The following is a 23,795-nucleotide window of genomic DNA, read 5'->3' as shown; positions in this document are numbered from 1 at the left end:
AATTGGAGGATTTCACATGTTAGAAAGTTTATTGTTTTTCTTCGCCGTTGGAGTTGCTTGTGAGCTTGCAGCAATTAATCGGAATGGTCGTAAGAAGATAAAACAACAAGCTGAAATGATACAGCTTTTAAAAGAGTTAAAAGAAAGAAACATGTAAAAAGACGACCGGGCATAGACGGTCGTCTTTTTCTATATAAAGGGGAAAGGGGACACAAAGTTATACAAGCGTAGCAGCGTAAATAAAAGCAGTAAGAAGAAGAGAGCCGCTAGCTAATCCTAAAAAATCTAATTTGTTAAAAGTGATATTATTCATCATGCATTCTCCTTACTTGTTTAATGTAGAAGCAACAGATTTTGCGTCGATAAGAGCGGAAAATACCGTGCCCATTGTATTTAAAAAATTGTTCGTTTTCATCTTGTTCATCATATTGATCCGCTCCTTTTCGAATAGTTGTTGTTTCTTTCTGACTTAATTGTATGAAATATCGCAAGAAGTACCTATCGAATTAGCTTACAAGAAAATTACACTTTTGTAAGAATTGAAATGTAACAATTAATACTTAAAATTATTACTAACTCCTAAAACTTAGTGTTATAATTGTGATAAGAAAATGATTATACTTCGGATGTTCAGAAAGGAACGAAACAAATGTATAAACCAATTACATTTTTGTTGAAATATATATTTAAAACAGCTGGGAAAGTAGAAGTACAAGGAAGAGAAAAGTTACCAGAAGGCGGCCCGTATGTTGTTGCGTGTACACATACAAGTTTTATGGATGTATTAATGTTGGCTACAGGGATGTATCCGACTGAAATTCATTACATGGCTAAAAAAGAATTATTTGAAGGGAAATTCAAAAATTGGTTCTTTAAAAATGTAAATGCATTCCCTGTCGATCGTGCAAATCCAGGACCGAGTACACTTAAAATCCCATCACGCTTATTAAAAGAAGGAAAAGTTGTAGGGATTTTCCCGAGTGGAACGAGATCAACAGAAGACGTTTCATTAAAAGCTGGTGCGGTGACAATTGCGATGCGTTCTAACGTTCCATTAGTACCGGCAGCTTACATTGGTCCATCAAGTGTAAAAGAATTAATAAAAGGGAAAAAGGCGCAATTGATTTTCGGAGACCCAATTCAAATTGATGCTGAAGAACAAATAGATCGAAAAACAGCTATGAAAATGATGACAGATCAATTAAATGAGAAGTTTGAGGAGCTAAAGATAGCTTTGCAATCAAATCAAAAGTAAGAAAAGACGACCGGGCATAGACGGTCGTCTTTTCTATTATTATTTATAATAAAGGGGAAAGGGGACACAAAATTTATACAAGCGTAGCGGCGTAAATAAAAGCAGTAAGAAGAACTGATCCGCTAGCTAGTCCTAAAAAATCTAATTTGTTGAAAGTGATATTTTTCATCATGCATTCTCCTTACTTGTTTAATGTAGAAGCAACAGATTTTGCATCGATAAGAGCGGAAAATACCATGCCCATTGTATTTAAAAAATTGTTTGATTTCATTTTGTTCATCATATTGATCCGCTCCTTTTCGAATAATTGTTGCCCTGTTTCTGACTTAATTGTATGAAAAAAAGAAGAGAGTAACTATCGAATTAACTTACAGGAAAATTACACTTTTGTAAGAAAAACGAATGAAAGTGTAATGATGAGAAGGTTTGACATATGTTCATGGAATTTATTAATTTAAAAGTAGAGGTGAGTGTATGGCTAATATTAAAGATATTGCAAAGATGGCGGGAGTTTCAGTTACGACTGTTTCGAGAGTATTGAACGATCATCCGTATGTAAGTGAAGAAAAAAGGAAAGCGGTTATAGAGATAGTTGAGAAATTGAATTACTCACAAAACGCAAATGCCGTTCATTTATCAAAAGGGAAAACGAATATCGTTGGTGTGATTCTCCCTTACATTAATCACCCGAGCTTCGATGCAATGGTAGGGGGAATGATGGAGGGAGCGTTAACCCATAACTACAGGGTGCTGCTTTGCCAAACGAATTATAATAAAAAAGAAGAAATGAAAAGTTTACATATGTTAAAAACAAAACAGTTAGATGGTCTTATTATTTGTTCTCGTGCAAATGATTGGGAAACGATAGAGCCGTATGCTTCCTATGGGGCAATTGTTGCTTGTGAAGATAATGATATTTCGAATATCTCAAGTGTATATACGAATCATTCGGCCGCTTTTCAATTAGGAATGGATTATTTAATCGAGAAAGGTTATAAAAAAATTGGTTATTGCACGGGAAGGAAATTAGGACCGAGTAGTCAAAAGCGTTTTGATGTGTATAAACAGCAATTGCAAGCTATAGATGAAGAAGTGAATGAAGAATGGATTTTCACAGAATGTTTTACATTAGAAGATGGTGTGAAAGTAGCTCATAAATTAAAGGAGATGCAGCATCTTCCTGAAGCATTAATTGTAGCAGGAGATGAAGTTGCGATTGGGGTGATGACAGAAGCTGAAAAATTAGGCATTCAAGTTCCTAAAGATTTAGCGATTATTGGCTTTGATAATCAACCTATTTCGCAAGTGTTACAACTTACAACCATTGATCAAAATTTAAAGGAAATAGGTAAAAAGTCCTTTGAAATGTTTTACAGGCAAATAAGTGATGAAAGTTCTAAACAAGAAAAGGTGGAAATTCCATACGAACTTGTGGAACGCTCTACTGTTTAGTTTTAATCCGTTATGTGTAAATTGCATAACGGATTATTTTTTTGAAATACCTTTGACAGGAAACGCGTTTCATACTTTATAAAGGGGTTAAACCGGTTTGTAACAATCCATGGATTCTTTTCAAGAATAGTATTTGGAGGGGTATGCATGAATGAATTTTTATTAAGCATAAAAAAGTATTTAGGGAATGACGAAAATATTTTAGCCTTTGTGGTGGGGGTTTTTGAGAAGGATAATTTCACGTTATGTTATCAACATGGAATTTTTGTTGCCACTACTAGACGTCTCCTGTTTTACGGGAAATTTCTCTATTATCCTGCAACATTTAAAGAGTACTCATATTTGCATATAGATAGCATAGATTTTCGCCTGCATTTCGAATGTGCTTGTAATCACGAAACCATTCGAGCTAAGTATATTCAGAAGGGGAATGTGGAGCGATTTGTCCGTATAGTTAGAGCGAATATGAATAATTAATCACCCCTTTGTTTAAACATAATATCTCGATTTTTAAGAGGGGAAAAGCGCAATAAAAACAACTTCTAAACCTCTAGGAGATAGTGATACAATGTCAAATGGGGGGAGGTATGAACTATGGTTAATCAACGTATAAAGGAAATAACACTAATTACAATTGGTTCATTATTATTCGCAATTGGTATTAATTATTTTGCAATTCCAAACCGTTTATCAGAGGGTGGAATTATTGGTGTAACGGTTGTTACGTACTATTTATTTGATTGGTCGCCAGGGGTTGTAAACTTTGCTATAAATGCAATCTTACTAGCTATTGGTTATAAATTTTTTGATAAGAAAACGATGGTTTATACAATTTTAGGGATTGTAGAAACATCTTTGTTTTTATATGTTACAGAACATATTGAGTATCATGTGAATAGCGATACGTTATTAGCGGCACTATTTGCTGGTGTATTTGTCGGTGTCGGATTAGGCTGTATGTTCAAAGCTGGAGGTACATCAGGGGGATCGGCAATTTTAGCTCAGTTAGCAAATCAATATTTAGGGTGGAGCGTTGGTAAAGGCGTACTTATTATTGATATCGTTGTAATTGCTGGCTCCGTATTTATAATAGGGCAAGAAAAAGCGATGTACACACTTGTTGCAGTATTTATCGGAGCAAAAGTGATTGATTTCATTGTAGAAGGAATGGATACAAAAACGGCTGTTACAATCATTTCAAATCAACCAGAATTAATACGTGAGGCTATTACGAAAAACATGACACGCGGTGTCACTGTATTAGAAGGACGCGGCGGATATACTGGTAAAAATAAAGAAGTTTTATATGTTGTTATTAATAAACAAGAGCTTGTTAAGTTAAAGCAAGTGATTAGTCGAGTAGATGAAGATGCTTTCGTTGTTATCCATGATGTACGTGATGTACTTGGTGGTGGCTTTAAAGCGAGCTAAAAGGTGAACGAGTAAATTCGTTCGCTTTTTTTATTCTTACAAAAATGTAAGTGTAATGTAATGAGATTCAATAGTAGATTTTATTCCTTCTTTTTAAAATGGATGTATATATATCCTGCTGAGGAGGAATGTTTATTATGAAGAAAAAAATGATCACTACTATAATAGCGATGGTAGTGATAGTAGTAATGTTGCTGCCTACGAAACTTGGACCAGTTATCGATAAATATAATCCACTTTATAAGACGAAAGAATACTATACGGTTGTGAATACAATTGGTCAGCATATTGGTGATGAGTGGTATGAATATGAATTTATTGCATTTGACGAACGTGGAAGAGAACAAAAAATAAAGAAGACTGTTAAGCATATGTTAAAGAGAGATGAAGCATTAAAGGTGTATGCAAAGGGGCGTTACGGCGAGGCGATTGAAGAAATTGAAGCAGTAAATATTCCTATTAATGCAAAGAGTAAACTTTTAGCGATGAGATAGCGAATTATACCCCCACCTATTTTTTGTCGAAAATAAAAATACTAGGTAGGGGTATTTTAAAGGTTAATAAAAAAGCCTTAGTCTATAGGGACTAAGGCTCTTTTTATTATATAAAGGGGAAGGGGGTACATTGTAGTAGCATGAGTGAAAGGTATAAGAAGAGTAGCTACTAGCAATGTAATTTGGTTATGTGAGTGTTCTTCTTATTTAGCTTACTTGCTACCTCTATTGTACGAAATGTCAGTAAGAGAAACTATCGAATTACATTACACATAGCTTACAAACATGTAAGCCTTCTGTAATGTAATTCGATGGTTAAAAGGTAGTGAATTTCATATAGTGTAATTAGAAAGTTCACTGTATTACTTTCTGTTTGTAATGTGAATGAAGAATGAAAAACCAACTACTTTTTAATAGCCTCATCTGTATGGAGATGAGGCCCTTTTTATAAACCTTACAACATTGTAAGGTTTACGTAAGTTAATTCGATAGTAAATTTGTCATATTTTTTGCATAATAGATACAAATAGATAAAAATAATTAGGGATATAGTAAGAAGGGAGAAGAATGGGATGCGTAAAGAAGAAGTAGTGAAGTTTCCAATTAAAGATTTCTGTAGCTACTTTACTGTTGCCGTAGTATGTATTGGATTATTTGATATCATAACAAACTTAATTGTTAAATAACATAGATGATAAAACAAGAAGGGAGATCCTTTCTTGTTTTTTTTATGGGGGCATAAAGATGAAATGGATTGATAGTCATATACATGTGGACCAATATAAAGATGAAGAGAAAAGTAGCTTACTTAAAGATGTGGAAAATAGCAAAGAGATAAAGGGGCTTATTGCGGTATCTATGAATTATCAATCATGTAAAGAAACTTTATCTTTAGCAAAGCGATATCCTTTTGTACATCCAGCAATAGGTTTTCATCCAGAGCAACCGATTCATAAAGAAGGATGTAAGCAAATCTATAAATTAATTGAAGATCATGTAGAGGATATAGTAGCGATTGGTGAAGTAGGCTTACCGTATTATTTAAGGAAAGAAGATGAAAGGATTACTCTAGGTCCATACATAGCTGTATTGAAAAGATTTATAGGGCTAGCTAGTGAGTATGATTTACCAATTGTATTGCACGCAGTTTATGAAGATGCTGACATTGTATGTGATTTACTTGAAGAATATAAAGTTTCACGTGCACACTTCCATTGGTTTAAAGGAAGTGAGGAGACAACGAAACGGATGATGAGGAACGGTTATCATATTTCTATTACACCGGATGTTTTACATAAGGAGAAAATTAGAAAAATCGTTTCATATTATCCGCTTGAATATATGATGGTAGAAACAGATGGGCCGTGGGAATTTCAAAAGGACGTTATGACGCATCCAAGAATGATTAGAGAAGTATTAAATGAAATTAGTATCATAAAAAACATATCTATTGATAAGGTTACAGAAACATTATATAGAAATACCATTCGGTTTTATTTGAAAAGATAGGAGTGTTACTCTTATCTTTTTTATGGATATTTTTTCTAATATTTTCTATAATTTATGATATGTTTAATTTGATGAAGGAAGTAGGGGAGAAAATGGGGAAAGCATATAAAAAAATAGCTATTACAATGATGATTGGTGCACTTTCACTTGCAGCGTTTGGGTGTGAAGCAGAAAAAAAGGCTATAAATCCAAATGCGATACAAGAAAATAAAGAAGAAGAACGAATTGATCCAGTAGTTGAAAAACAGATGAAAGAAACCGAGAAAAACGGGAATTCGATTGGAAACAGTTCTAACAAAGGGAAAATGGCAGAGAGTAACGGCTGGATTTACTATTCGGTAAAAGGTGATAAAAATACAGGAGGCATCTATCGTACGAAAGATCAATTTCAGACTTCGGAACGTGTATTGGAAGGTGTAAATGCTTCTTACATAAATATAAAAAAACAAAGCTTTATATTTTATTCATACGGATGAAGAGAAGAATGCGGGATTATCTTCTTTAATGAAGTATGATATATCTAGCAAAAAGTTAGACACATTAAAAGAGGATACAAATTATGTTTATATAAAAGATAAAACTTTATTTTATCCGAAAAAATATTCTGAGCATGGTGGTTTTGACATTGTAGGGATCGCAAAAATGGATTTGAAGACGGGAAAGGAAGAAGAAGCTGCATTTCAAAACTCCGGTTGGTCTCGAACGATAGATGATAGTATTCTACATTGGAATAAAAATCGTGGAACACAAGTGACAAAAGATAATAAAACTTGGTCAAAAGAAAATTATGCAACAATATCTAGTGCTACGTATGATAATGAAAAATTATATGCTGTTGTTGATTTTTCGTTACCTTTTGAAACAAATGAAGCTGAGCACGGTATATATGAGATAGACGTTCAACAAAATAATGAAAAGTTATTGGTAAAGGATGCCTTGCAGATGAATGTGAAAGGGGATACTTTTTATTATTTAAAAAAGGACGGAGTATATAAGAAGAAAATGAATGGCGGAAATGAAAAAGTAATTTATAATAAAGCGGTTGAACCAACTAAATCCTATTTATATTTTGTCGCAGGAGATATGTATCTCTATACAGATAATGGAACTATCATGAATCTGGATACAAAGAAATCAAATGAAGTAAAAGATAAGAAGCTAGCAGATGACGTTATGTTACAGAAAGTATGGAATGCACAGAAGGAACTGACTAATGTTCAAATGGCTGCACTAACAGGAAACCCAAAACGAGTAGGGGAGTTTTCATACGGGGAATTAGTAAACCCTATTTATAATAAGAAAGATAATTTAGAGACTACGCTATCTACGTACTTCTCAAAATCATTTATAGCAGAGTATATGAAGAGTAAGTATATTAAAGAGTTAAATGGAAAAATGCACTATGTTATTGGAGATCCAGGGTCAAAAGCAGCAACTAAATTTACAAAAATTATTTCTGCCGAGTTAAAGGATGGGAAAATAAAAGCACAGATAGAAACGTATAACGACTATGATAATGTAACAGAAAAAGTAGAAGTTGAATTTGTTTATGAAAATAATCAATGGGTTATTAATAATATGCCACGTTTTGGTTTAAGTTAAAAAAACCACCAAGCATTCTGCTTGGTGGTTTTGTATTAGGATTCTAATTTTTTCGCACGTCTTAATAATAAAAGAAAGACAATGACGAAGAAACCAAGTATAAGGAAGAACCCATATTGTTTTACATAATCCATTACGTCACTTACGCTTGTTGGTTTTTCAACGTGAATGCCGTCTTTATTAGTAGTAATATGAATATCGTTCATTTTCACTTCATTTGTTTCTTTTTGTAAATCAATCCATTCTATGTTTGGAATGCTTTCTAGGTCCTTTAACACTTCTTTTAATGGTTTCACACCTAAGTAAGGATGATAGAATGCACCAATAACTCCATCGGATAATTTATCAACAGATAAAGCATTTGCTTTCATTTTAGCAATCGCTTGTGGTTTATCTTCTTCAATAAATCCAACTGTTTCAGGCATTAATTTCATTCCATGTAAGAATGATGGTGTACTTCTGTATGCTGGAGAGTGCATGGATTTCCAAGTTGTATCACTTAACTGTAGTTGTCCTACATAAGTTGAAAAATATCTTGATAATATTTCATAGCCTTTTTGAGACATGGTGTAATGAGGTGCTTCAAATGCGACAGGATATAGTTTGGCATCTACAAGTTCTTGAATGCCTTTTTCAATATGATCAGTCGTATATTTTTCTTCAAATTCTTCCCCTTTTTTTACGTATGCATTATATGCCTCTATATTAGGGAAATCATCTTTTGTTTTTGGTTTTTCATGCTTCGGTTGACGAATCGGTTGGTCTGTTTTTACGTCCCAAAATTCAAAACCTTCACCAGTTTCACTATCATAAAATTGGTGAGTGTAACCATGCATAATAATTGCTGCACCATCATCTTGCATAGAGCGTAAAAGATCGGCTAGTTCGGGTTTATCTTTTAAATGTAGTGTTTTACCTGTCTCCGGATCCGTATATACAGGAATAACAGTGATCATGTATGGCATCTTTTTCTCTTTTAGTAATTCAGCAATTTCTTTTAATTGATTTATATCTGCGGCTGGATGAACATCCTCAAGACGTAAATAAGCTTCCACTTTATTTGTCGTTGGCTTTTGTCCAAAGTAAGAAAATAGGCTTTCGCCAATATAATAAGATATCCAATCAAAGAGGTTAGAAGTTGCAACATAATAAGAATTATTTTGTTGCACAATTAATGGATAAGTAGTACTTCCTTTTAAAGCATTGGCAAGAATTGTTCCATTTGTATCAAGATTTTTAATGGATCGTTCGTCCTCTAATGTATTCTTTAGTTTACGTGTTGGATATTCAATTGTATCAGAGTTTATATCTTCATTTTTAAGTGTGATAAATGAAAAACGATTGGATAATTGTTCTATATTTTGACCTAAAACGAGTAGTGGACCTGAGAAACTTTCTAGAAATTCTTTTGCTTCAGTAGAAAGTTCTTCTTGTTTTTCACCTAAGTAAATAACATGTGTATATAAAGATTTATCAGTTATTTCAGCTAACTGTTTTATATTTTTTATTGTTATGTTATTAGTAAAATGTCCTACTTGTGTATTAAGTATTTGGGTATCATTTGTAATTTGATTATCGATTGAACTGTATAAAATAAGGACTTTTGGATTTTCGTTTTTTTGTGCGGAAATAGGGATAGGAATTAATAGTAGTAAACTAAATAAGAGTAGCAACCATTTTTTCATATTATTATTCTCCTAGTTTATATTTAGAATTCAATTTACAATTATATACAAAAAAAGCGTTTCAGTCTATGAAGGTTACATTTTTACACGTATTTACCAGCTGTTTTTTCACAAAATCGGTCTAAAGCATGATGATAATATGTATAGTTATTTGCTATGATGAAAGAGTAAGAGAATGCTAAAGTTTAGGTAATTGTAAAGGGAAGGCTGAAAGGGGACAAATTTCAGCAGAGAAAGAGGTAGAGCTAGTGAAGAAATTCTTTGTAGGATTTTTAGTTGTTCTTGGGGTGTACTTATATTTCCAAGGAAAGTCTGAAGGAATGGGTAAGTTAGTGAATGAGACAAGCTATGTTGACTCAGAAGAAGCAAAACAGATGAAACAAATTATTATAGAGGAAGCAAAGAAAGTCAATCTTCCAGAATGGATACCTCTTACAATTGCCGAACATGAAAGCCGGTTAAATCCAAGAAGTATTGGAGATAACGGAACTTCATTCGGATTGTTTCAATTGCACCGTGGTGGTGGACTTGCACCAGATCATTTAACTGATGAAGAGTTGAAAGATCCGCGCACAAATGCGCAAATTGCAATGCCGCATTTAATGAAAGGGTATAAGCGCGGGGTGCAAAAAGGTTTGACGGATTTTGCATTACTAAAATATGTAGCAAATACATCTGGATGGCCAGGGAATTTAGGGCCGGAGTGGACGGATAATAATATGAAGTATAACGTCGGATTAGAGGATGTGTACTATCGAAATAAAGGTGTAATTAAAGAGTAGGTTTTTGAGACCTACTCTATTTTTTGTGGATAATCGCGTTGTTTTGTGAAATACTCTGCCAGTTGTATTTTCACCTCTTCTAGCTTTGTAGAAACTTGCGGTATTTTATATCCTACATACAATGGTGAAACGACAAATCTAGGAACAACTTTACAAATGATTTTTCCGTTTACGTGATAGAAGAATAAGTTATAACTACTACATCCTTTATGGAAATCTGTCAGTATGTAACGTACAGTTTGCTGAATGTAATTTGCCAATTCATCGATGAATTCAACATCTTCAATGATGATATTAAATTCAGTAAAACCGATAATAGGGCGATCTGAAATATTGAGTTCAATGCGCTCGTTTTTTTGTACAATGACTCCTTGGAAATTGTCCTGTTCAACGTTATCGAGATAGTCTACATATTTCATTCCGATAATCTGCATGTGTGCATGATGCAAACTTCCGCCGGAGAATGGACCATGATTTTTGTATAAAATCACAGATGTGAATTCTTCATTCTTCTGCAAATCTAACCAATGTTTAATGGAAAAATGAATTAGCGATTTCATATGTTCTTCTGTATATGTCGCAATATGGTCTTCACAATTAGCTGTTTCAATTAGCACCGTTTGAAATGTATCTTTTAATGTAGGGAATTTGTTTTTTAGCCAAATAATTGATCCTTCAGTTGCTAAAATATCCGTTAAATTTTCTCTGTCACAAAAAGGACATGCCGCGCTTCTATTCCGGATGCTTTCTGGTTTTTGTTTACCGATATCGTTTAAAAAGTATAGTTGTTGTGTATCCATTTGTATATATGCCCCTTTAAAATATGTGTAAAAATCCCGCTTAATACATTCGGGAAAAGGAGAAGAAAATCCTTTAAAGGAAATCGGAAAAATAAAAGACAAGATATCCTCATTAAGATAGGGTACCTTGTCTTTTATTTTTTCTTTAATAATGTGTATGGATAGTATAGATCGTTTGTATTGTACTTCTTTTTTCTATTTTTTATTGTGTATAAGGCAATTGCTGTACTTGCGATTACAATAATGGCTTTCTTCATATTCGTTTACCCCTTTTTTATTGTTGGTTTAATTCGTGGCTAACTGCTTTTGCATCAACTAGAGCGTGTAAAATCATTTTTACCATGTTCATCATATTCTTTCACTCCTTTTTATAGTTCGTTTAGTTCTTTTACAACTGCTTGTCCGTTCACTAATACCTCAAAGATTGCTGTTACGATTTCTTTCATCATGATTGTTTCCTCCTTTTGTTGTCTCTCTTGTTTACATCTTTATTGTATAGGGAGGCATCTTTTCGTACTATCGCTTTCCATTACGTGAACATAACAGTTTTGTAAGATTTGATGTCACTTATTGAAATGTTTAGTCTATCTTCATTATTTTCAGAAAAATGACTATTCAAACATGAAATGGGAAAGTATAATAAAGAAGTAAGTATTAAATTCCGTACGAAAGAGGTGAATGAGATGAAACGTTCTTTAGCTGCACGTGCCAAATTTTTAGATTATATCTATTTTTGTCGTGCGATTTTTCATGATGTAGTTGTTAACGGGATACGTCTGTCCTTTTTTAACAATTGCATAGTAGCTATTGAACGATAGAAATCTCTTCACCCATTTTTAATAAACGTGTGAAAAGGGAGCTATTTGGCTTCCTTTTTCTATGTCGAAAACCATGGGGAATGTTTCTTTCCCATGGTTTTTTATATTGAAAGGAGTGCGGAAAATGACAATTTGTAGTGTAAATAATGTAACGAAATCTTTTGGTGGAAACATCATATTTGAAAATATATCGCTTGAAATAAAGAATGGTGAACGTGTTGGATTAGTTGGTCGTAACGGTAGTGGGAAGACAACAATCTTTCAGCTTCTAACTGGAATGGAAAGTTTAGATGCAGGAGCCATTCATATGAAGAAAGGTACACGTATTGGTCATGTGGCACAAATTCCGAAATTTGATGAGGATATGACTGTATATGATGTACTGAGTTCGGCTTTTAAAGCAGAAAAGGAATTAGAAAGAGAAATGCGTACTTTAGAAAAAAATATGGCGGAAGAACGAGAACCGTCTGCTTTACAAAAATTAATGGAGAGATACGGAGTAATTGAAGAAAAGTTTGCGTTCCTTGGTGGTTATGAAATAGAAGCGAATTTGATGAAGGTAGCAAATGGTCTACAGGTGACAGAGCTATTCCCTCGATCATTTCTGGAGTTAAGTGGTGGGGAACAAACAAAGGTAAGTCTTGCGTATATGCTATTGCAGAAACCAGATTTACTTTTATTAGATGAACCAACCAATCATTTAGATTTATTTGCGGTAGAATGGCTAGAGCAATTTTTGAAAGAATACAATGGAACGGTTATGGTCATTTCACATGATCGCTATTTCCTTGATGAAGTTGTAACGAAGATTTTTGATTTAGAAGATGGAGAGATTCACGTGTATCATACAAACTACTCTCAGTTTGTTGAGGAAAAGGAAGAACGGTTGCTTCAAGAGTTTCAAGCTTATCAAGAACAGCAAAAGAAAATAAAGAAAATGAAAGAAGCTATTAAACGATTACGTGAATGGGCAAATCAGGCGAATCCTCCGAATGAAGGATTGCATAAGAGAGCGAGAAGTATGGAACGTGCACTGGAACGTATGGAGAAACTAAAGAAACCTATTTTAGAACGAAAACAAATGGGACTTCAGTTTGAAGGACAAGAGAGAAGTGGGAAAGATGTTGTTGTAATGAAAGAAGTGAGTAAAGGATTTGCTGACGATTTTTTATTTAACGAAGCAAATTTACATGTTCGTTTTCAAGAGCGTGCTGCTATCGTTGGCCGTAATGGTACAGGGAAGACAACGCTACTAAAGTTATTATTAGAAGAAATAGAACCAGATGCTGGAGAAATTCGAATTGGTAGTAGTGTGAAAATCGGTTATTTATCACAGCATGCGTACGGAAATATGAAGAGTAATGTATTGGAAGCCTTTAGGGAATGTGTAGCTGTAACAGAAGGAGAAGCAAGACATATATTAGCTAAGTTTTTATTTTATGGTCCAGCGGTGTTTAAGAAAGTAACGCAACTGAGCGGTGGAGAAAAAATGAGGTTAAGACTTGCGCAACTGATGTATCAAGATATCAATTTTTTAATTTTAGATGAGCCGACAAACCATCTCGACATTGAATCAAGGGAAGTTTTAGAGGAAGCTCTTGAGCAATATAATGGGACGATTCTAGCTGTTTCACATGATCGTTATTTTTTAAATAAGTTATTTGAAAAGACATATTGGATTGATGAGCGTAAATTATTTGAGTTTGCAGGGAACTATGCATGGGCTCGTCAAAAGTGGGAAGAAAAGCTCGAGAAACAAGTAGTAAAGCAACAGCGCCAAGGAAGAAAAAGTATTGAAACAGCACCTGTAAAAAAGAAAAAAGTTAAGGATATTGAGGAGATTGAAACAGAGTTAATGCGTGTAGAAGAAGATATATATACGCTTGATCATAAGATGGAACATGTAGTTGATGTTGAAATGCTTGAACAATTGTATGAAGAAAAAGCGAAGAAAGAGTTGTTACGAGCAGAGTTATATAATGAGTTAGAGAATATTGTGGAGTAAAAAGTAGAAAGCGAATTCCTTTCAGTTTTGCTGAAGGAATTCGCTTTTTTATACTCATATTTTACTGTAAGAGAAAAAGAAAATATGTGTTTCACGTGAAACACATATTTCATAAATCCTTGTTCCGCAATTTGCGTAGAGTGTGAAACATAAATGATATTAGGCGATTTTTAGAGCGATTAATTATTTCCCGAGACATAAGTGCGTGAAACTAAGATTCATGATTGGAAATAAAAAAACAGAGTTATAGCTTTAAGCGCTGAACTCTGTTTTCTTTTTGTGTGGTATCTTCCCTTGTTGAGATGATAATAGCAATCAAGAGCATAATAAAAAAAGCTAAAAAGAGGACGAACTTTGGGAAGAATGGGAATAGTAATAGCGCCCCAACTATCATAATTGTTAATAATACGTAGTGCAGGACGTATTGGAATAGGTTGTCCATGTTTTCGCCCCCTTTTTGGTAATTGGTTATTAGTATTCTATGTTTCATACAGAACGAATAGAAGTGAATTTTTAAGTTTTTTCATACGAAATAAAAGAGAACAATTGACATGTTTCAAGGAAAGGAATAATCTTGAAATTAATTCATACTATTTTTATAGGAAAAATAAAAATAGTTACAGGAGGGAGGCCTTGTTTCTACATCGTTAAAAATTAGGAAGGTAAAGGTGAGCGTGCAATGAAAAATGCTTTTAAAGGAGCAATTGCTACATTTCTTAGTGTATCAGTATTGCTAGCCGGATGTGGTCAAGAGGAAGTGAGTACAAATGAAGCCGGGAATGTTCCCAAAATAAAAGATGAATTTATTAAGGCAAGCGATAAATCAAAAATTCCTACGAAAGTAAAAGAGAGAAAAGATACTTTTGTAGTTGGAATGCCGAGTCCTGGAGGAATATTCCTTCCACACTTTATGGAGAATGGATGGGATGGTAATATAACGCAAGCTATATTTGCACCTCTTGTTGGACTCGATAAGGAAGGGAAACCAATTCCTATTTTGGCGAAGAAGTGGGATATTTCAGAAGATCAGCTTACATATACGTTCCATTTGAAAGATGATTTAAAGTTTAGTGACGGTACACCGTTAACTGCAGATGATGTAGCATTTACATTAACGTTATTACACGATCCAACCTATAGTGGTGCGACTGATATAAGTCAAACAGCAATAAAAGGTGGGCAAGCATATAAAGAAGGAAAAGCAAATTCTATTGAGGGAATTCAGGTCATTGATCCGAAAACAATTACGATTACAACCGAGAAAGTAAATGCCCAAACATTATCTTTAATTGGCGGAGAAGTTATATCTAAAGCTTATTACGGGAAAGAGTATAAGCAAGGACATTTGGAGTACTTAAAAGAGTTGTATGGGAAGCCGGTGGGAGCAGGAGCCTATAAGCTAGATAAATACATTCCAGGTCAAGAAGTTCGATTTGTAGCAAATGAAAATTATTTTGAAGGAAAACCGAAGATTGAGCACTTTATTTATAAAATTTCAAAAGGTGATACGAAGCTACAACAATTTCAAGCCGGGGAAGTAGATTATGATGGTTTTACGACAAACGCGGAGACGATTGAGCAGTTAAAGGATTTAGGCTTTGCTAATATTAATGTATACACAGGAAGCTCTTACGGCTACATTAAAATGAATTATAAGAAGCCATACTTTAAAGATAAGCGTGTTCGCCAAGCGTTTATTTACGGATTAGAGCGGCAAAAGGTTATTGATACGTATTTCCAAGGTTATGCGTCACTCGTTAATGTACCGATTACGCCAGTCTCGTGGGCGCATACAGAAGAGGGTATTAATAAATATGAATATAACTTAGAGAAAGCAAAGAAATTATTGGATGAGGCTGGATGGAAAGCTGGTTCAGATGGAATCCGCGAAAAAGATGGCCAAAAATTGAAGGTAAGTTATTTTGCTTCTTCTGCAAGTAAAATAAATGATGTGATGATTCCAGTAATGAAAGAGGATTATAAAAAGCTTGGTGTAGGGTTTAACCCAGAATATATGGACTTTAATACGATGATTTCAAAAGTGATAAAAGGTGATTATGATTTAGCGATGGTATCTACGCCAATGATTGATGATCCGAGTGGAACGATTGAAGAGTTTGTTTCAACAAGTAAACGAAATTACGACGGATATTATAACCAAAAAGTAGATGATTTAGCTAAGCAAGCATTAGAAACGTTGGATATTGAAAAGCGAAAAGAAATCTATAGAAAGTTATATCAAGAGTTAAGTGAAGACCCACCTGTAATCTTCTTAAATAATAGCAAAGTGGTGTCCGCGCATCATGGACGAATTCAAGGATTACAAGAAGATAACTATAACGGCATTCTATTAAGTTTACCTAAATTAAAGATAGAACAATAATTTCGAAAAAATTATCAAAATATTTAATTAGAAAGAATTGACAAAATATAACGGAAGATATAAGCTAATAACCATAAAGTCTACCGGAAAGGTCGGAATAGGATTGTTACCCCTCAAAAACATCTATTTTTTTACGATTAAAACCGACTTTTCCGATTGGCTATAAATGTGCTGTGGGAGGCATACATAGGCTAATAAGTTCAAAGGGTATAACTATTAAACAGTTAGGGTGGGGACAATGAATAAAAAGACAAAAAAATGGGCTGGTGTATTTTCAGTATTACTGAGTAGTTCGCTAGTGTTATCTGCTTGTGGGGGACAGGAGGATACGGCTTCTACAGAACCGGTAAAAAAACAGGATTTAAAAGACGCTAAGATTGAATCAATTCCAGCTACAGATAAAAAGAAAAGTCCAGAGAAAGCAAATCAACGAAAAGATACTTTTATTACAGCCATTTCTAAGCCAGGAGGAGTTTTTCTTCCATATTTCCAAGAGAATGGTTGGGATGGAAATGTAACGTCTGTTATTTTTGCGTCATTAGTAACAACAGACAAACAAAGTAAACCTGTTCCGGATCTTGCAGAAAAATGGGATATTTCTGCTGACCAGTTAACATATACATTCCATTTACGTAAAAATTTAAAATTTAGTGATGGGTCGCCTTTAACAGCGGATGACGTAGCATTTACATTAACACTACTTCATGATAAAGCGTATGAAGGTGGATTGGATATTGCTCAGTATGCTGTTAAAGGCGGGAAAGAATATAAAGAAGGAAAAGCAACTTCTATTGAAGGAATTCAAGTTGTTGATCCACAGACAATTAAAATTACAACTGAAAAAGTTAATTCACAGGCGCTAACTAATTTAGGTGGCCCAGTGCTATCAAAAGCTTATTATGGAAAAGATTATAAACAAAATACAAGTTTAGACTATTTAAAAGCATTATATGGGCAACCAATTGCAGCGGGGCCATATAAGTTTGAAAAATATGTTCCAGGTCAAGAAGTACGCTTTGTTGCTAACGAACATTATTATGCAGGTAAACCAAAAATTAAAAACTTTATTTATAAAATCACATCAGGTGATACTGGATTCCAATTATTCCAAACAGGTGAACTGGACTATAGTGGATTTAGAGCGAACCCTGAAAATATAGACCAATTAAAAGGGTTAGAGTTCGCAAATATTAATCTTGAATCATCAAGTGATATTGCTTATATCTATGTAAATAATAAGAAGTCGTATTTGAAAGATAAAAAGGTCCGCCAAGCACTTACTTATGGATTAGACCGTAAGAAGTATGTGGATACAGCTTTACAAGGATATGGATCTGTTGCTAACGTACCAATTGCTCCAGTTTCATGGGCATATACAGAAGAGGGTATTAATAAATATCCGCACGACGTAGAAAAGGCTAAAAAATTATTGGATGAGGCTGGTTGGAAAGTAGGTTCTGACGGGGTTCGTGAAAAAGATGGTCAAAAATTAAAATTAACATACTACGCATCAAATACAGGTAAAACAAATGATATCTTTATTCCGATTGCAAAAGAAAGTTACAAAGAAATTGGTGTTGAATTAAATCCAGAGTTGATGGACTTTAATACGATGCTTTCAAAAGTAGGAAAAGGTGACTACGATTTAGCAGCAGTTTCAACACCAGGGATTAGTGATCCAAGTGAAGTTGTAAGTGAGTACTTATCAACTAATCCAAAAAGTGATACGGGTTATAATAATCCGAAAGTAGACGATTTGATTGTAAAAGGTATAGGGACGACAGATATTGAAAAACGTAAAGCAATATATAAAGAACTGTATAAAGAGTTAAGCGATGATCCACCAGTTATTTTATTAAACTATCGTAAACTACTTTATGCTCATAATGCACGTATAAAAGGAATTGATCCAGAAAAATACGATAGCATTAGTTCTAACTTACCAGTGTTATCTATTGAACAATAAGGGTTGACCTAAAGAATAGAAGGCGTTTTTTCATACAGCGATGGAATAGTAGCTGTTTTGAAAAAATGTTCTTCTATTTTTAAGTAAATAGGATTGGGGAGACAAAAGGTGAAAACATATATCATTCGTAGGTTCCTTCAAATGATCCCTACATTGTTTGGTACATCTATTATTATTTTTTTCTTATTTGCACTTTTGCCGGGGGATTATATTGATTCAAATCCAAAGTTAACACCAGAGAGGGCGCAAGAGTTAAGGGAATTGTATGGCTTAAACAAACCAATTATTGAAAGATATTTTCACTGGTTAGTGAATGCTTTGCATGGTGATTTTGGATTTTCTTTACAGTATCAAGAACCTGTAACTTCATTACTTAATAAATTTATTTGGAATACATTTATCGTTGCTGTTGCAGCTTTATTTTTCACTTGGATTATTGCTCTTATTATTGGGGTTATTTCTGCAACAAAGCAACACTCTTGGTTTGATAGATTGGTAACAATCGGTGTTTTTGCAGCAATGTCATTTCCATCATTCTTTATAGGACTATTTTTAATTAAATTATTAGCAGTTGATTTAAAGTTATTACCTATTGGTGGCATGATTGATATTGGGAGTAACTCAACAGGGATAGCATACATATTAGAAGTATTGCGTCACATGATTCTACCAGTGTTTATTTTAACGCTTCTTGGTGTAGGATCGTTAACACGATATTTTAGAACTGGTATGTTGGATGTTATTAGGCAAGATTATATTCGTACGGCTCGTGCAAAAGGTTTAAAAGAAAGAACCGTTATTTATAAACATGCATTGAAGAATGCAATTTTACCAGCAATTACATTACTTGCTTTTGAATTACCAGGTTTATTTTCAGGAGCCATTATTATTGAACAGATTTTTAACTGGCCAGGGATTGGGAGTATTCAATTAGAAGCATTAAACTTCCGTGATTATACGGTATTAATGGCCTTTACGATGTTTCTTTCTTGTTTAACCATTATGGCTAATTTCTTAGCTGATATTGTATATGCGTTTGTTGATCCAAGAATTCGATTGAAGTAAGGCGGGAAAGATATGGAGACTATTACACCAATAATAGAGAAAAAGAAAGAACGAAAAAAGAGAAATGAATCATCACCATGGCGCCAAGCGTATAAAAAAATTAAGAAAAATAAGATGGCATTGTATGGCTTATACGTTTTAATATTCATGTTTTTATTTAGTTTTATCGGTCCAATCTTTTCGCCGTATGCTGATGGGAAAGTACAAGTAACACAAATTAATAAACCGCCCAGCCTGTCACATTGGCTTGGAACAGACCAGTTGGGACGGGATATTTTAACTAGACTTATGCAAGCAGGGCGTATTTCATTAACAATTGGTTTAGCGTCAATGCTATTATCCGTTATACTAGGAGCTCTATTAGGAGCAATTGCTGGTTTTTATCGAGGGATTGTGGATCATTTAATTATGCGTGTTGCGGATGTGTTAATGTCCATTCCAGGATTACCGCTACTTATTATAATGGGAGCAATTTTATCAGAATGGAAATTACCATCGGAATACCGCTTATATGTTGTCATGATTATTTTAAGTTTAGTAGGATGGCCAGGACTTGCCCGTCTGGTGAGGGGACAAATTTTAACATTACGGGAGCAAGCCTTTATGCAAGCAGCAGATGTATTAGGATTAAAGGATTCTCGAAAAATTATTCATCATTTAATTCCTAACGTCTTTCCGTTGCTTATTGTTGTAGCAACTTTGGGTGTGGCTGGATCTATTTTAAGTGAGTCCGCACTAAGCTACTTAGGCCTCGGCGTCGTCCCACCTACACCATCATGGGGGAATATGATTAGCGCAGCGAACTCATTAATTGATTTCCAAAAGCGTCCGTGGTTATGGATTCCGCCTGGTTTCGCAATCTTTATAACAGTTGTATCAATTAACTTACTTGGTGATGCACTTCGTGATGCGTTAGACCCAAAGATGAGACGGTAGGTGAGGGAATATGAGTAAAGCGGTAGTAGAGCTGAAAGACTTACAAACACACTTTCAGACAGAAGAAGGAACAGTAAAGGCTGTGAATCATGTTAGTTTTACAGTTCGGGAAGGTGAAACGGTTTGTGTAGTAGGTGAATCGGGTTGCGGGAAAAGTGTAACAGCTTTATCTATTATGGGGCTTATTGCTGAATCGGGCAGTGTAGTAGGTGGAGATATTTTATACGAAGGAAAAAGTCTTCTAGGAATGAAGGAGAAAGAGCTTCGTAGTTTACGAGGCAATGATATTGCGATGATTTTCCAAGAACCAATGACGTCGCTAAATCCAGTCTTCACTGTAGGGGAACAAATTGTAGAGACGTTAAGGGAGCATGAACTGCTTAGTAAAAATGAAGCATACAAGAAAGCAATCGAATTAATTCGTAAAGTTGGCATAGCTCGTGCAGATGAAATTGTCCATTCTTATCCACATGAACTGAGTGGTGGCATGTTACAACGTATTATGATTGCTGTCGCACTTAGTTGTAATCCGAAGTTATTAATTGCGGATGAACCGACAACGGCTCTTGATGTTACGATTCAAGCGCAAATATTGGACTTATTAAGGCAAGTAAAAGAGGAATTTAAAACATCCATTTTATTAATTACACATGATTTAGGCGTTGTAGCAGAAATGGCTGATTACGTTGTCGTTATGTATGGCGGGAAAGTTATTGAAGAAGCACCAGTACTAGAAATATTCCAAAATCCGAAACACCCGTATACGAAAGGTTTGTTGAAATCAAAACCAGTGATGGGAAAACGAATAGATAAACTGTACTCTATTCCAGGGCAAGTTCCTAATTTAGTTGGTTTGGATGAGTTTTGCTACTTTAGCGGTCGTTGTGAGCATTGTATGGAAATATGTAAAGAAGAAGCACCAAATCTAAATGTACATGATGAGAATCATAAAGTAGCCTGCTGGTTATATGAGGAGCGTGCGGGACAATGAGTGAACCATTATTAGAAGTAAAAAACTTAAAAACATATTTTCCAATTAAAGGCGGCATATTTAGTAGAACAGTTGGATATGTAAAGGCAGTTGATGGAGTAAGTTTTACTATTAATAAAGGTGAAGTGTTCGGCCTTGTTGGTGAATCGGGAAGCGGAAAAACGACGATAGGAAAAACAATTTTACGTCTCGTCCAGAAAACAGAAGGGGAAGTGAAGTTTAAAGGGCAAGATGTTCACTCTTTATCTAAGGAAGAACTGAGAAAACATCGTCCTAATATGCAACTCGTGTTTCAAGACCCATTTAGCTCATTAAATCCGAGAATGAGAATTGGAGAGGCGCTTGGTGAGCCAATGTTGGCTCATGGATTAGCAACGAAAGAAAATGTTCGCGAAAAAGTGACGGAAGTATTAGAGTTATGTGGGTTAGCTCCATATCATATTGACCGGTACCCTCATGAATTTTCTGGTGGACAACGTCAACGTATCGTTATCGCAAGAGCTATGGTATTAAACCCAGAATTTATTGTAGCTGACGAACCTGTGGCAGCACTAGATGTATCTATTCAAGCACAGATCATTAATTTATTTAGTGAGTTACAGGAGAAAAAGGGACTATCTTATTTGTTCATTTCACATGATTTAAGTGTAGTCGAACATTTATGTACGAAAATCGGGATTATGTATTTAGGGACGATTGTGGAGACAGCGCCTCGTGATGAGTTATTTACGAATCCACTTCATCCGTATACAAAAGCGTTGTTATCGGCAGTGCCAATACCAGATCCAACAGTGAAACGAGAGAGAATCATACTAGAGGGTGACATTCCAAGTCCGGCAAATCCGCCTTTGGGTTGTCGTTTTCATACACGTTGCCCGTTTGCAACAGATATTTGTAAAAAAAAGGTGCCAGAATTCCGTAATGTTGGTGAGGAGCATTTTGTTGCTTGTCATCATGTATAAAAAAGGACTCTTTCGAATAGAAAGAGTCCTTTTCTTTTATTTACTAGATGAAGTTTGTTTCAATACAAATTGCTCGATTGCATGGGCAACACCGTGTTCATTGTTTGTTAATGTTACAACATCACATAGTTTTTTTACATCTTCTTCAGCATTTCCCATCGCAACTGATAAGCCAGCTACTTGTAACATTGGCACATCATTAAAGTTGTCTCCAATTGCAATAGTATCTTCAATTGATATATTGAAATAAGCAGCCATTTCTTGTAGACCGTTCCCTTTATGACCAAGCTTATCCATAATTTCTACATTAGTAGGAGCTGATGCTGTAACCGAAATATCAGTATCTTCTTGTAACGTATTTAATAGCTGCGCACGATGCGCTGCATTAAATGTCAAAATGAAGAATTTAGATATTTCTAATTCTGGATTATTTACAACATCTTCGATTTTTTGGAAATCAGTAATTAAATTTGATTTCTTTTGTTTTTCTGTAATTCTTTCAAGTTCCTCAAGTGTAACATCTAGTGCATGCTTGTTCTCTTCAAAAGCTTGCATGACTTGGTTTTGCCATGTATATGGAGAATAAACTCCTTTATTCGTATATAGCTTATATGGAAAACCTTCACATTCTAGTAATTTTGCAAGCTTGTATACTTTATCGTTTTGTAAACAACGCGAGTTAATTACTTTTCCATCCACATAAACAATTGCCCCATTGCTCGCTCCAACTGGAAGGGATAGTTTATATTCTTCCAATAATTTTAAAGCATCCTCTTTTGCACGACCAGAACAAATCATGACAATATGACCAGCCTCTTTTGCAGTTTGGATAGCTTGTAAGTTCTCTTTGGAGATCTCAAGATTAGATGATAGTAGTGTACCATCCATATCTAATGCGATTAATTTCAAAATGACCACCTCTTTGCTTTTATTATACATAGTTATATAGAGGAAACATATAAACTTATCTTGGAAAGATTGTATTTTATCTAGCACGAACAGTTAGTAAAATCTTGATAGATTCCAACGTATTCATTCCAATATGCACTTTAATTTGTAACAAAAGTAGGAGGGAGTATGGGTATATTTCGTTATATGACTGTAATATTACAATAACATTACAAGCGTAAACTTAGTAGAAAGTGCATTAAAACAAGGTTTTTAAGGGTAGTTATAAAAAAACGTAAAAAAAGTGTAATAAATTTTACGTAATTATATTGCAACGTAACAATAGTTATGTTACATTAATGTTACAAACGTTACGTTATTAAATTTAATGTAACGCTAACGTATAAACTATGAAATAAACATTTCTTAGAAATTACATATAGATAACTTATTAAAAGGAGGATACATAAAATGAAAGAGCAAGTATTACAAGTAACAAAAGGTGACTTCGTAGGATCAGCAAGTGGAGCAGTAGTATTAACGGCATTAATCGTATTTCTATCAAGCGTATTAGTATAATAGAAGTTTTGTAACAAAAGAGAAGAAGAGAGGAGAATGCAAAATGAAAGAGCAAGTATTACAAGTAACAAAAGGTGACTTCGTAGGATCAGCAAGTGGAGCAGTAGTATTAACAGCATTAATCGTATTTCTATCAAGCGTATTAGTATAATAGAAGTTTTGTAACAAAAGAGAAGAAGAGAGGAGAATGCA

The 23,795-nt window shown here is 34.4% G+C and carries 25 protein-coding genes and 1 pseudogene; 19 read left to right on the top strand and 7 right to left on the bottom strand.

The window, feature by feature from the left end; genetic code table 11:
- Positions 1 to 16: 16 nt before the first annotated feature.
- A complete protein-coding gene (locus AC3WVA_RS26490) occupies positions 17 to 157 on the top strand; it encodes a YrzO family protein (RefSeq protein ID WP_000894070.1) in 141 nt (46 codons plus the stop codon).
- Positions 158 to 217: 60 nt separating this feature from the next.
- Here the strand turns inward: AC3WVA_RS26490 and AC3WVA_RS26485 are convergent, their stop codons facing one another.
- Positions 218 to 313 (bottom strand): DUF3948 family protein, encoded by a 96-nt coding sequence (locus tag AC3WVA_RS26485; RefSeq protein ID WP_001060007.1) that lies wholly within the window; start codon positions 311 to 313, stop codon positions 218 to 220.
- A gap of 336 nt (positions 314 to 649) precedes the next feature.
- Between AC3WVA_RS26485 and AC3WVA_RS26480 the strand changes: the two genes are divergently transcribed.
- Entirely contained in the window at positions 650 to 1,255 is a 606-nt protein-coding gene (locus AC3WVA_RS26480) for a lysophospholipid acyltransferase family protein (protein ID WP_048525590.1), read from the top strand.
- Positions 1,256 to 1,328: 73 nt separating this feature from the next.
- Here the strand turns inward: AC3WVA_RS26480 and AC3WVA_RS26475 are convergent, their stop codons facing one another.
- Positions 1,329 to 1,424, bottom strand: a complete 96-nt coding sequence (locus AC3WVA_RS26475) for a DUF3948 family protein (protein ID WP_071757122.1) — start codon at positions 1,422 to 1,424, stop codon at positions 1,329 to 1,331.
- A gap of 305 nt (positions 1,425 to 1,729) precedes the next feature.
- Between AC3WVA_RS26475 and AC3WVA_RS26470 the strand changes: the two genes are divergently transcribed.
- From AC3WVA_RS26470 to AC3WVA_RS26445, 6 genes and pseudogenes are all read left to right on the top strand, one after another.
- Positions 1,730 to 2,707, top strand: coding sequence for a LacI family DNA-binding transcriptional regulator (locus AC3WVA_RS26470; protein WP_098345104.1), 978 nt, complete (start codon positions 1,730 to 1,732; stop codon positions 2,705 to 2,707).
- A 147-nt stretch (positions 2,708 to 2,854) separates the two neighbouring features.
- Positions 2,855 to 3,184, top strand: a complete 330-nt coding sequence (locus AC3WVA_RS26465; protein ID WP_098881430.1) for a PH domain-containing protein — start codon at positions 2,855 to 2,857, stop codon at positions 3,182 to 3,184.
- A gap of 117 nt (positions 3,185 to 3,301) precedes the next feature.
- Positions 3,302 to 4,138 carry a YitT family protein gene (locus tag AC3WVA_RS26460; RefSeq protein ID WP_048525593.1) on the top strand — a complete coding sequence of 279 codons (837 nt, stop codon included), beginning with the start codon at positions 3,302 to 3,304 and terminating at the stop codon, positions 4,136 to 4,138.
- Between the two features lie 137 nt (positions 4,139 to 4,275).
- Positions 4,276 to 4,632 carry a YxeA family protein gene (locus AC3WVA_RS26455; protein WP_048525594.1) on the top strand — a complete coding sequence of 119 codons (357 nt, stop codon included), beginning with the start codon at positions 4,276 to 4,278 and terminating at the stop codon, positions 4,630 to 4,632.
- Between the two features lie 744 nt (positions 4,633 to 5,376).
- A complete protein-coding gene (locus tag AC3WVA_RS26450; RefSeq protein WP_098520369.1) occupies positions 5,377 to 6,141 on the top strand; it encodes a TatD family hydrolase in 765 nt (254 codons plus the stop codon).
- Between the two features lie 92 nt (positions 6,142 to 6,233).
- Positions 6,234 to 7,743: pseudogene (locus AC3WVA_RS26445) on the top strand (DL-endopeptidase inhibitor IseA family protein).
- 35 nt (positions 7,744 to 7,778) lie between these two features.
- Here AC3WVA_RS26445 and AC3WVA_RS26440 read toward each other — a convergent pair.
- Positions 7,779 to 9,428: a DUF2334 domain-containing protein gene (locus tag AC3WVA_RS26440; protein WP_098881431.1), complete on the bottom strand. Its 1,650-nt coding sequence runs from the start codon at positions 9,426 to 9,428 to the stop codon at positions 7,779 to 7,781.
- 248 nt (positions 9,429 to 9,676) lie between these two features.
- Between AC3WVA_RS26440 and AC3WVA_RS26435 the strand changes: the two genes are divergently transcribed.
- The gene (locus AC3WVA_RS26435) at positions 9,677 to 10,210 is read left to right on the top strand and encodes a transglycosylase SLT domain-containing protein (RefSeq protein ID WP_087984982.1); all 534 of its coding nucleotides are present in this window, start codon (positions 9,677 to 9,679) and stop codon (positions 10,208 to 10,210) included.
- Between the two features lie 11 nt (positions 10,211 to 10,221).
- Here AC3WVA_RS26435 and AC3WVA_RS26430 read toward each other — a convergent pair whose 3' ends face one another.
- Both AC3WVA_RS26430 and AC3WVA_RS26425 read right to left on the bottom strand, forming a co-directional pair.
- Positions 10,222 to 11,010 (bottom strand): DUF4931 domain-containing protein, encoded by a 789-nt coding sequence (locus AC3WVA_RS26430; protein WP_098345108.1) that lies wholly within the window; start codon positions 11,008 to 11,010, stop codon positions 10,222 to 10,224.
- A 134-nt stretch (positions 11,011 to 11,144) separates the two neighbouring features.
- Positions 11,145 to 11,267 carry a hypothetical protein gene (locus AC3WVA_RS26425; protein ID WP_001975396.1) on the bottom strand — a complete coding sequence of 41 codons (123 nt, stop codon included), beginning with the start codon at positions 11,265 to 11,267 and terminating at the stop codon, positions 11,145 to 11,147.
- 426 nt (positions 11,268 to 11,693) lie between these two features.
- Between AC3WVA_RS26425 and AC3WVA_RS26420 the strand changes: the two genes are divergently transcribed.
- Complete coding sequence (locus AC3WVA_RS26420) at positions 11,694 to 11,828, top strand: RAxF-45 family protein (protein ID WP_046956655.1); 135 nt, start codon at positions 11,694 to 11,696, stop codon at positions 11,826 to 11,828.
- Positions 11,829 to 11,952: 124 nt separating this feature from the next.
- Positions 11,953 to 13,833, top strand: a complete 1,881-nt coding sequence (gene abc-f, locus AC3WVA_RS26415) for a ribosomal protection-like ABC-F family protein (protein ID WP_098345109.1) — start codon at positions 11,953 to 11,955, stop codon at positions 13,831 to 13,833.
- A 244-nt stretch (positions 13,834 to 14,077) separates the two neighbouring features.
- Here the strand turns inward: abc-f and AC3WVA_RS26410 are convergent, their stop codons facing one another.
- On the bottom strand, positions 14,078 to 14,275 hold the full coding sequence (locus AC3WVA_RS26410; protein ID WP_141539481.1) for a hypothetical protein: 198 nt from the start codon (positions 14,273 to 14,275) through the stop codon (positions 14,078 to 14,080).
- A gap of 237 nt (positions 14,276 to 14,512) precedes the next feature.
- Here AC3WVA_RS26410 and AC3WVA_RS26405 point away from each other — a divergent pair, with 237 nt between their 5' ends.
- The 6 genes from AC3WVA_RS26405 to AC3WVA_RS26380 all read left to right on the top strand — a co-directional run bounded on the left by AC3WVA_RS26405 (position 14,513) and on the right by AC3WVA_RS26380 (position 22,136).
- Positions 14,513 to 16,216 carry an ABC transporter substrate-binding protein gene (locus AC3WVA_RS26405; protein ID WP_195756955.1) on the top strand — a complete coding sequence of 568 codons (1,704 nt, stop codon included), beginning with the start codon at positions 14,513 to 14,515 and terminating at the stop codon, positions 16,214 to 16,216.
- Positions 16,217 to 16,454: 238 nt separating this feature from the next.
- The gene (locus tag AC3WVA_RS26400) at positions 16,455 to 18,182 is read left to right on the top strand and encodes an ABC transporter substrate-binding protein (protein ID WP_492322315.1); all 1,728 of its coding nucleotides are present in this window, start codon (positions 16,455 to 16,457) and stop codon (positions 18,180 to 18,182) included.
- Positions 18,183 to 18,290: 108 nt separating this feature from the next.
- Positions 18,291 to 19,247 carry an ABC transporter permease gene (locus AC3WVA_RS26395; RefSeq protein WP_000860691.1) on the top strand — a complete coding sequence of 319 codons (957 nt, stop codon included), beginning with the start codon at positions 18,291 to 18,293 and terminating at the stop codon, positions 19,245 to 19,247.
- Positions 19,248 to 19,259: 12 nt separating this feature from the next.
- A complete protein-coding gene (opp4C, locus tag AC3WVA_RS26390; protein WP_098345111.1) occupies positions 19,260 to 20,183 on the top strand; it encodes an oligopeptide ABC transporter permease in 924 nt (307 codons plus the stop codon).
- A 10-nt stretch (positions 20,184 to 20,193) separates the two neighbouring features.
- Positions 20,194 to 21,174, top strand: a complete 981-nt coding sequence (locus AC3WVA_RS26385) for an ABC transporter ATP-binding protein (protein WP_000030797.1) — start codon at positions 20,194 to 20,196, stop codon at positions 21,172 to 21,174.
- Entirely contained in the window at positions 21,171 to 22,136 is a 966-nt protein-coding gene (locus tag AC3WVA_RS26380; RefSeq protein ID WP_098345113.1) for an ABC transporter ATP-binding protein, read from the top strand. Before AC3WVA_RS26385 ends, AC3WVA_RS26380 begins: the two co-directional genes overlap by 4 nt.
- A 36-nt stretch (positions 22,137 to 22,172) precedes the next feature.
- On the opposite strand, the gene AC3WVA_RS26375 is transcribed toward AC3WVA_RS26380, so the two are convergent.
- Positions 22,173 to 23,045 carry a Cof-type HAD-IIB family hydrolase gene (locus AC3WVA_RS26375; RefSeq protein WP_098345114.1) on the bottom strand — a complete coding sequence of 291 codons (873 nt, stop codon included), beginning with the start codon at positions 23,043 to 23,045 and terminating at the stop codon, positions 22,173 to 22,175.
- Positions 23,046 to 23,495: 450 nt separating this feature from the next.
- Between AC3WVA_RS26375 and AC3WVA_RS26370 the strand changes: the two genes are divergently transcribed.
- Together AC3WVA_RS26370 and AC3WVA_RS26365 are read left to right on the top strand one after the other, a co-directional pair.
- Complete coding sequence (locus AC3WVA_RS26370) at positions 23,496 to 23,603, top strand: DUF3948 family protein (protein WP_000664237.1); 108 nt, start codon at positions 23,496 to 23,498, stop codon at positions 23,601 to 23,603.
- 43 nt (positions 23,604 to 23,646) lie between these two features.
- Positions 23,647 to 23,754, top strand: coding sequence for a DUF3948 family protein (locus AC3WVA_RS26365; RefSeq protein ID WP_000664237.1), 108 nt, complete (start codon positions 23,647 to 23,649; stop codon positions 23,752 to 23,754).
- Positions 23,755 to 23,795 lie beyond the last annotated feature (41 nt).

This window comes from Bacillus sp. EB106-04-02-XG92 (assembly GCF_058791995.1).
The sequence above is the reverse complement of the archived record's forward strand: the minus strand, read 5'-3'. Positions and strand labels throughout refer to the sequence as shown.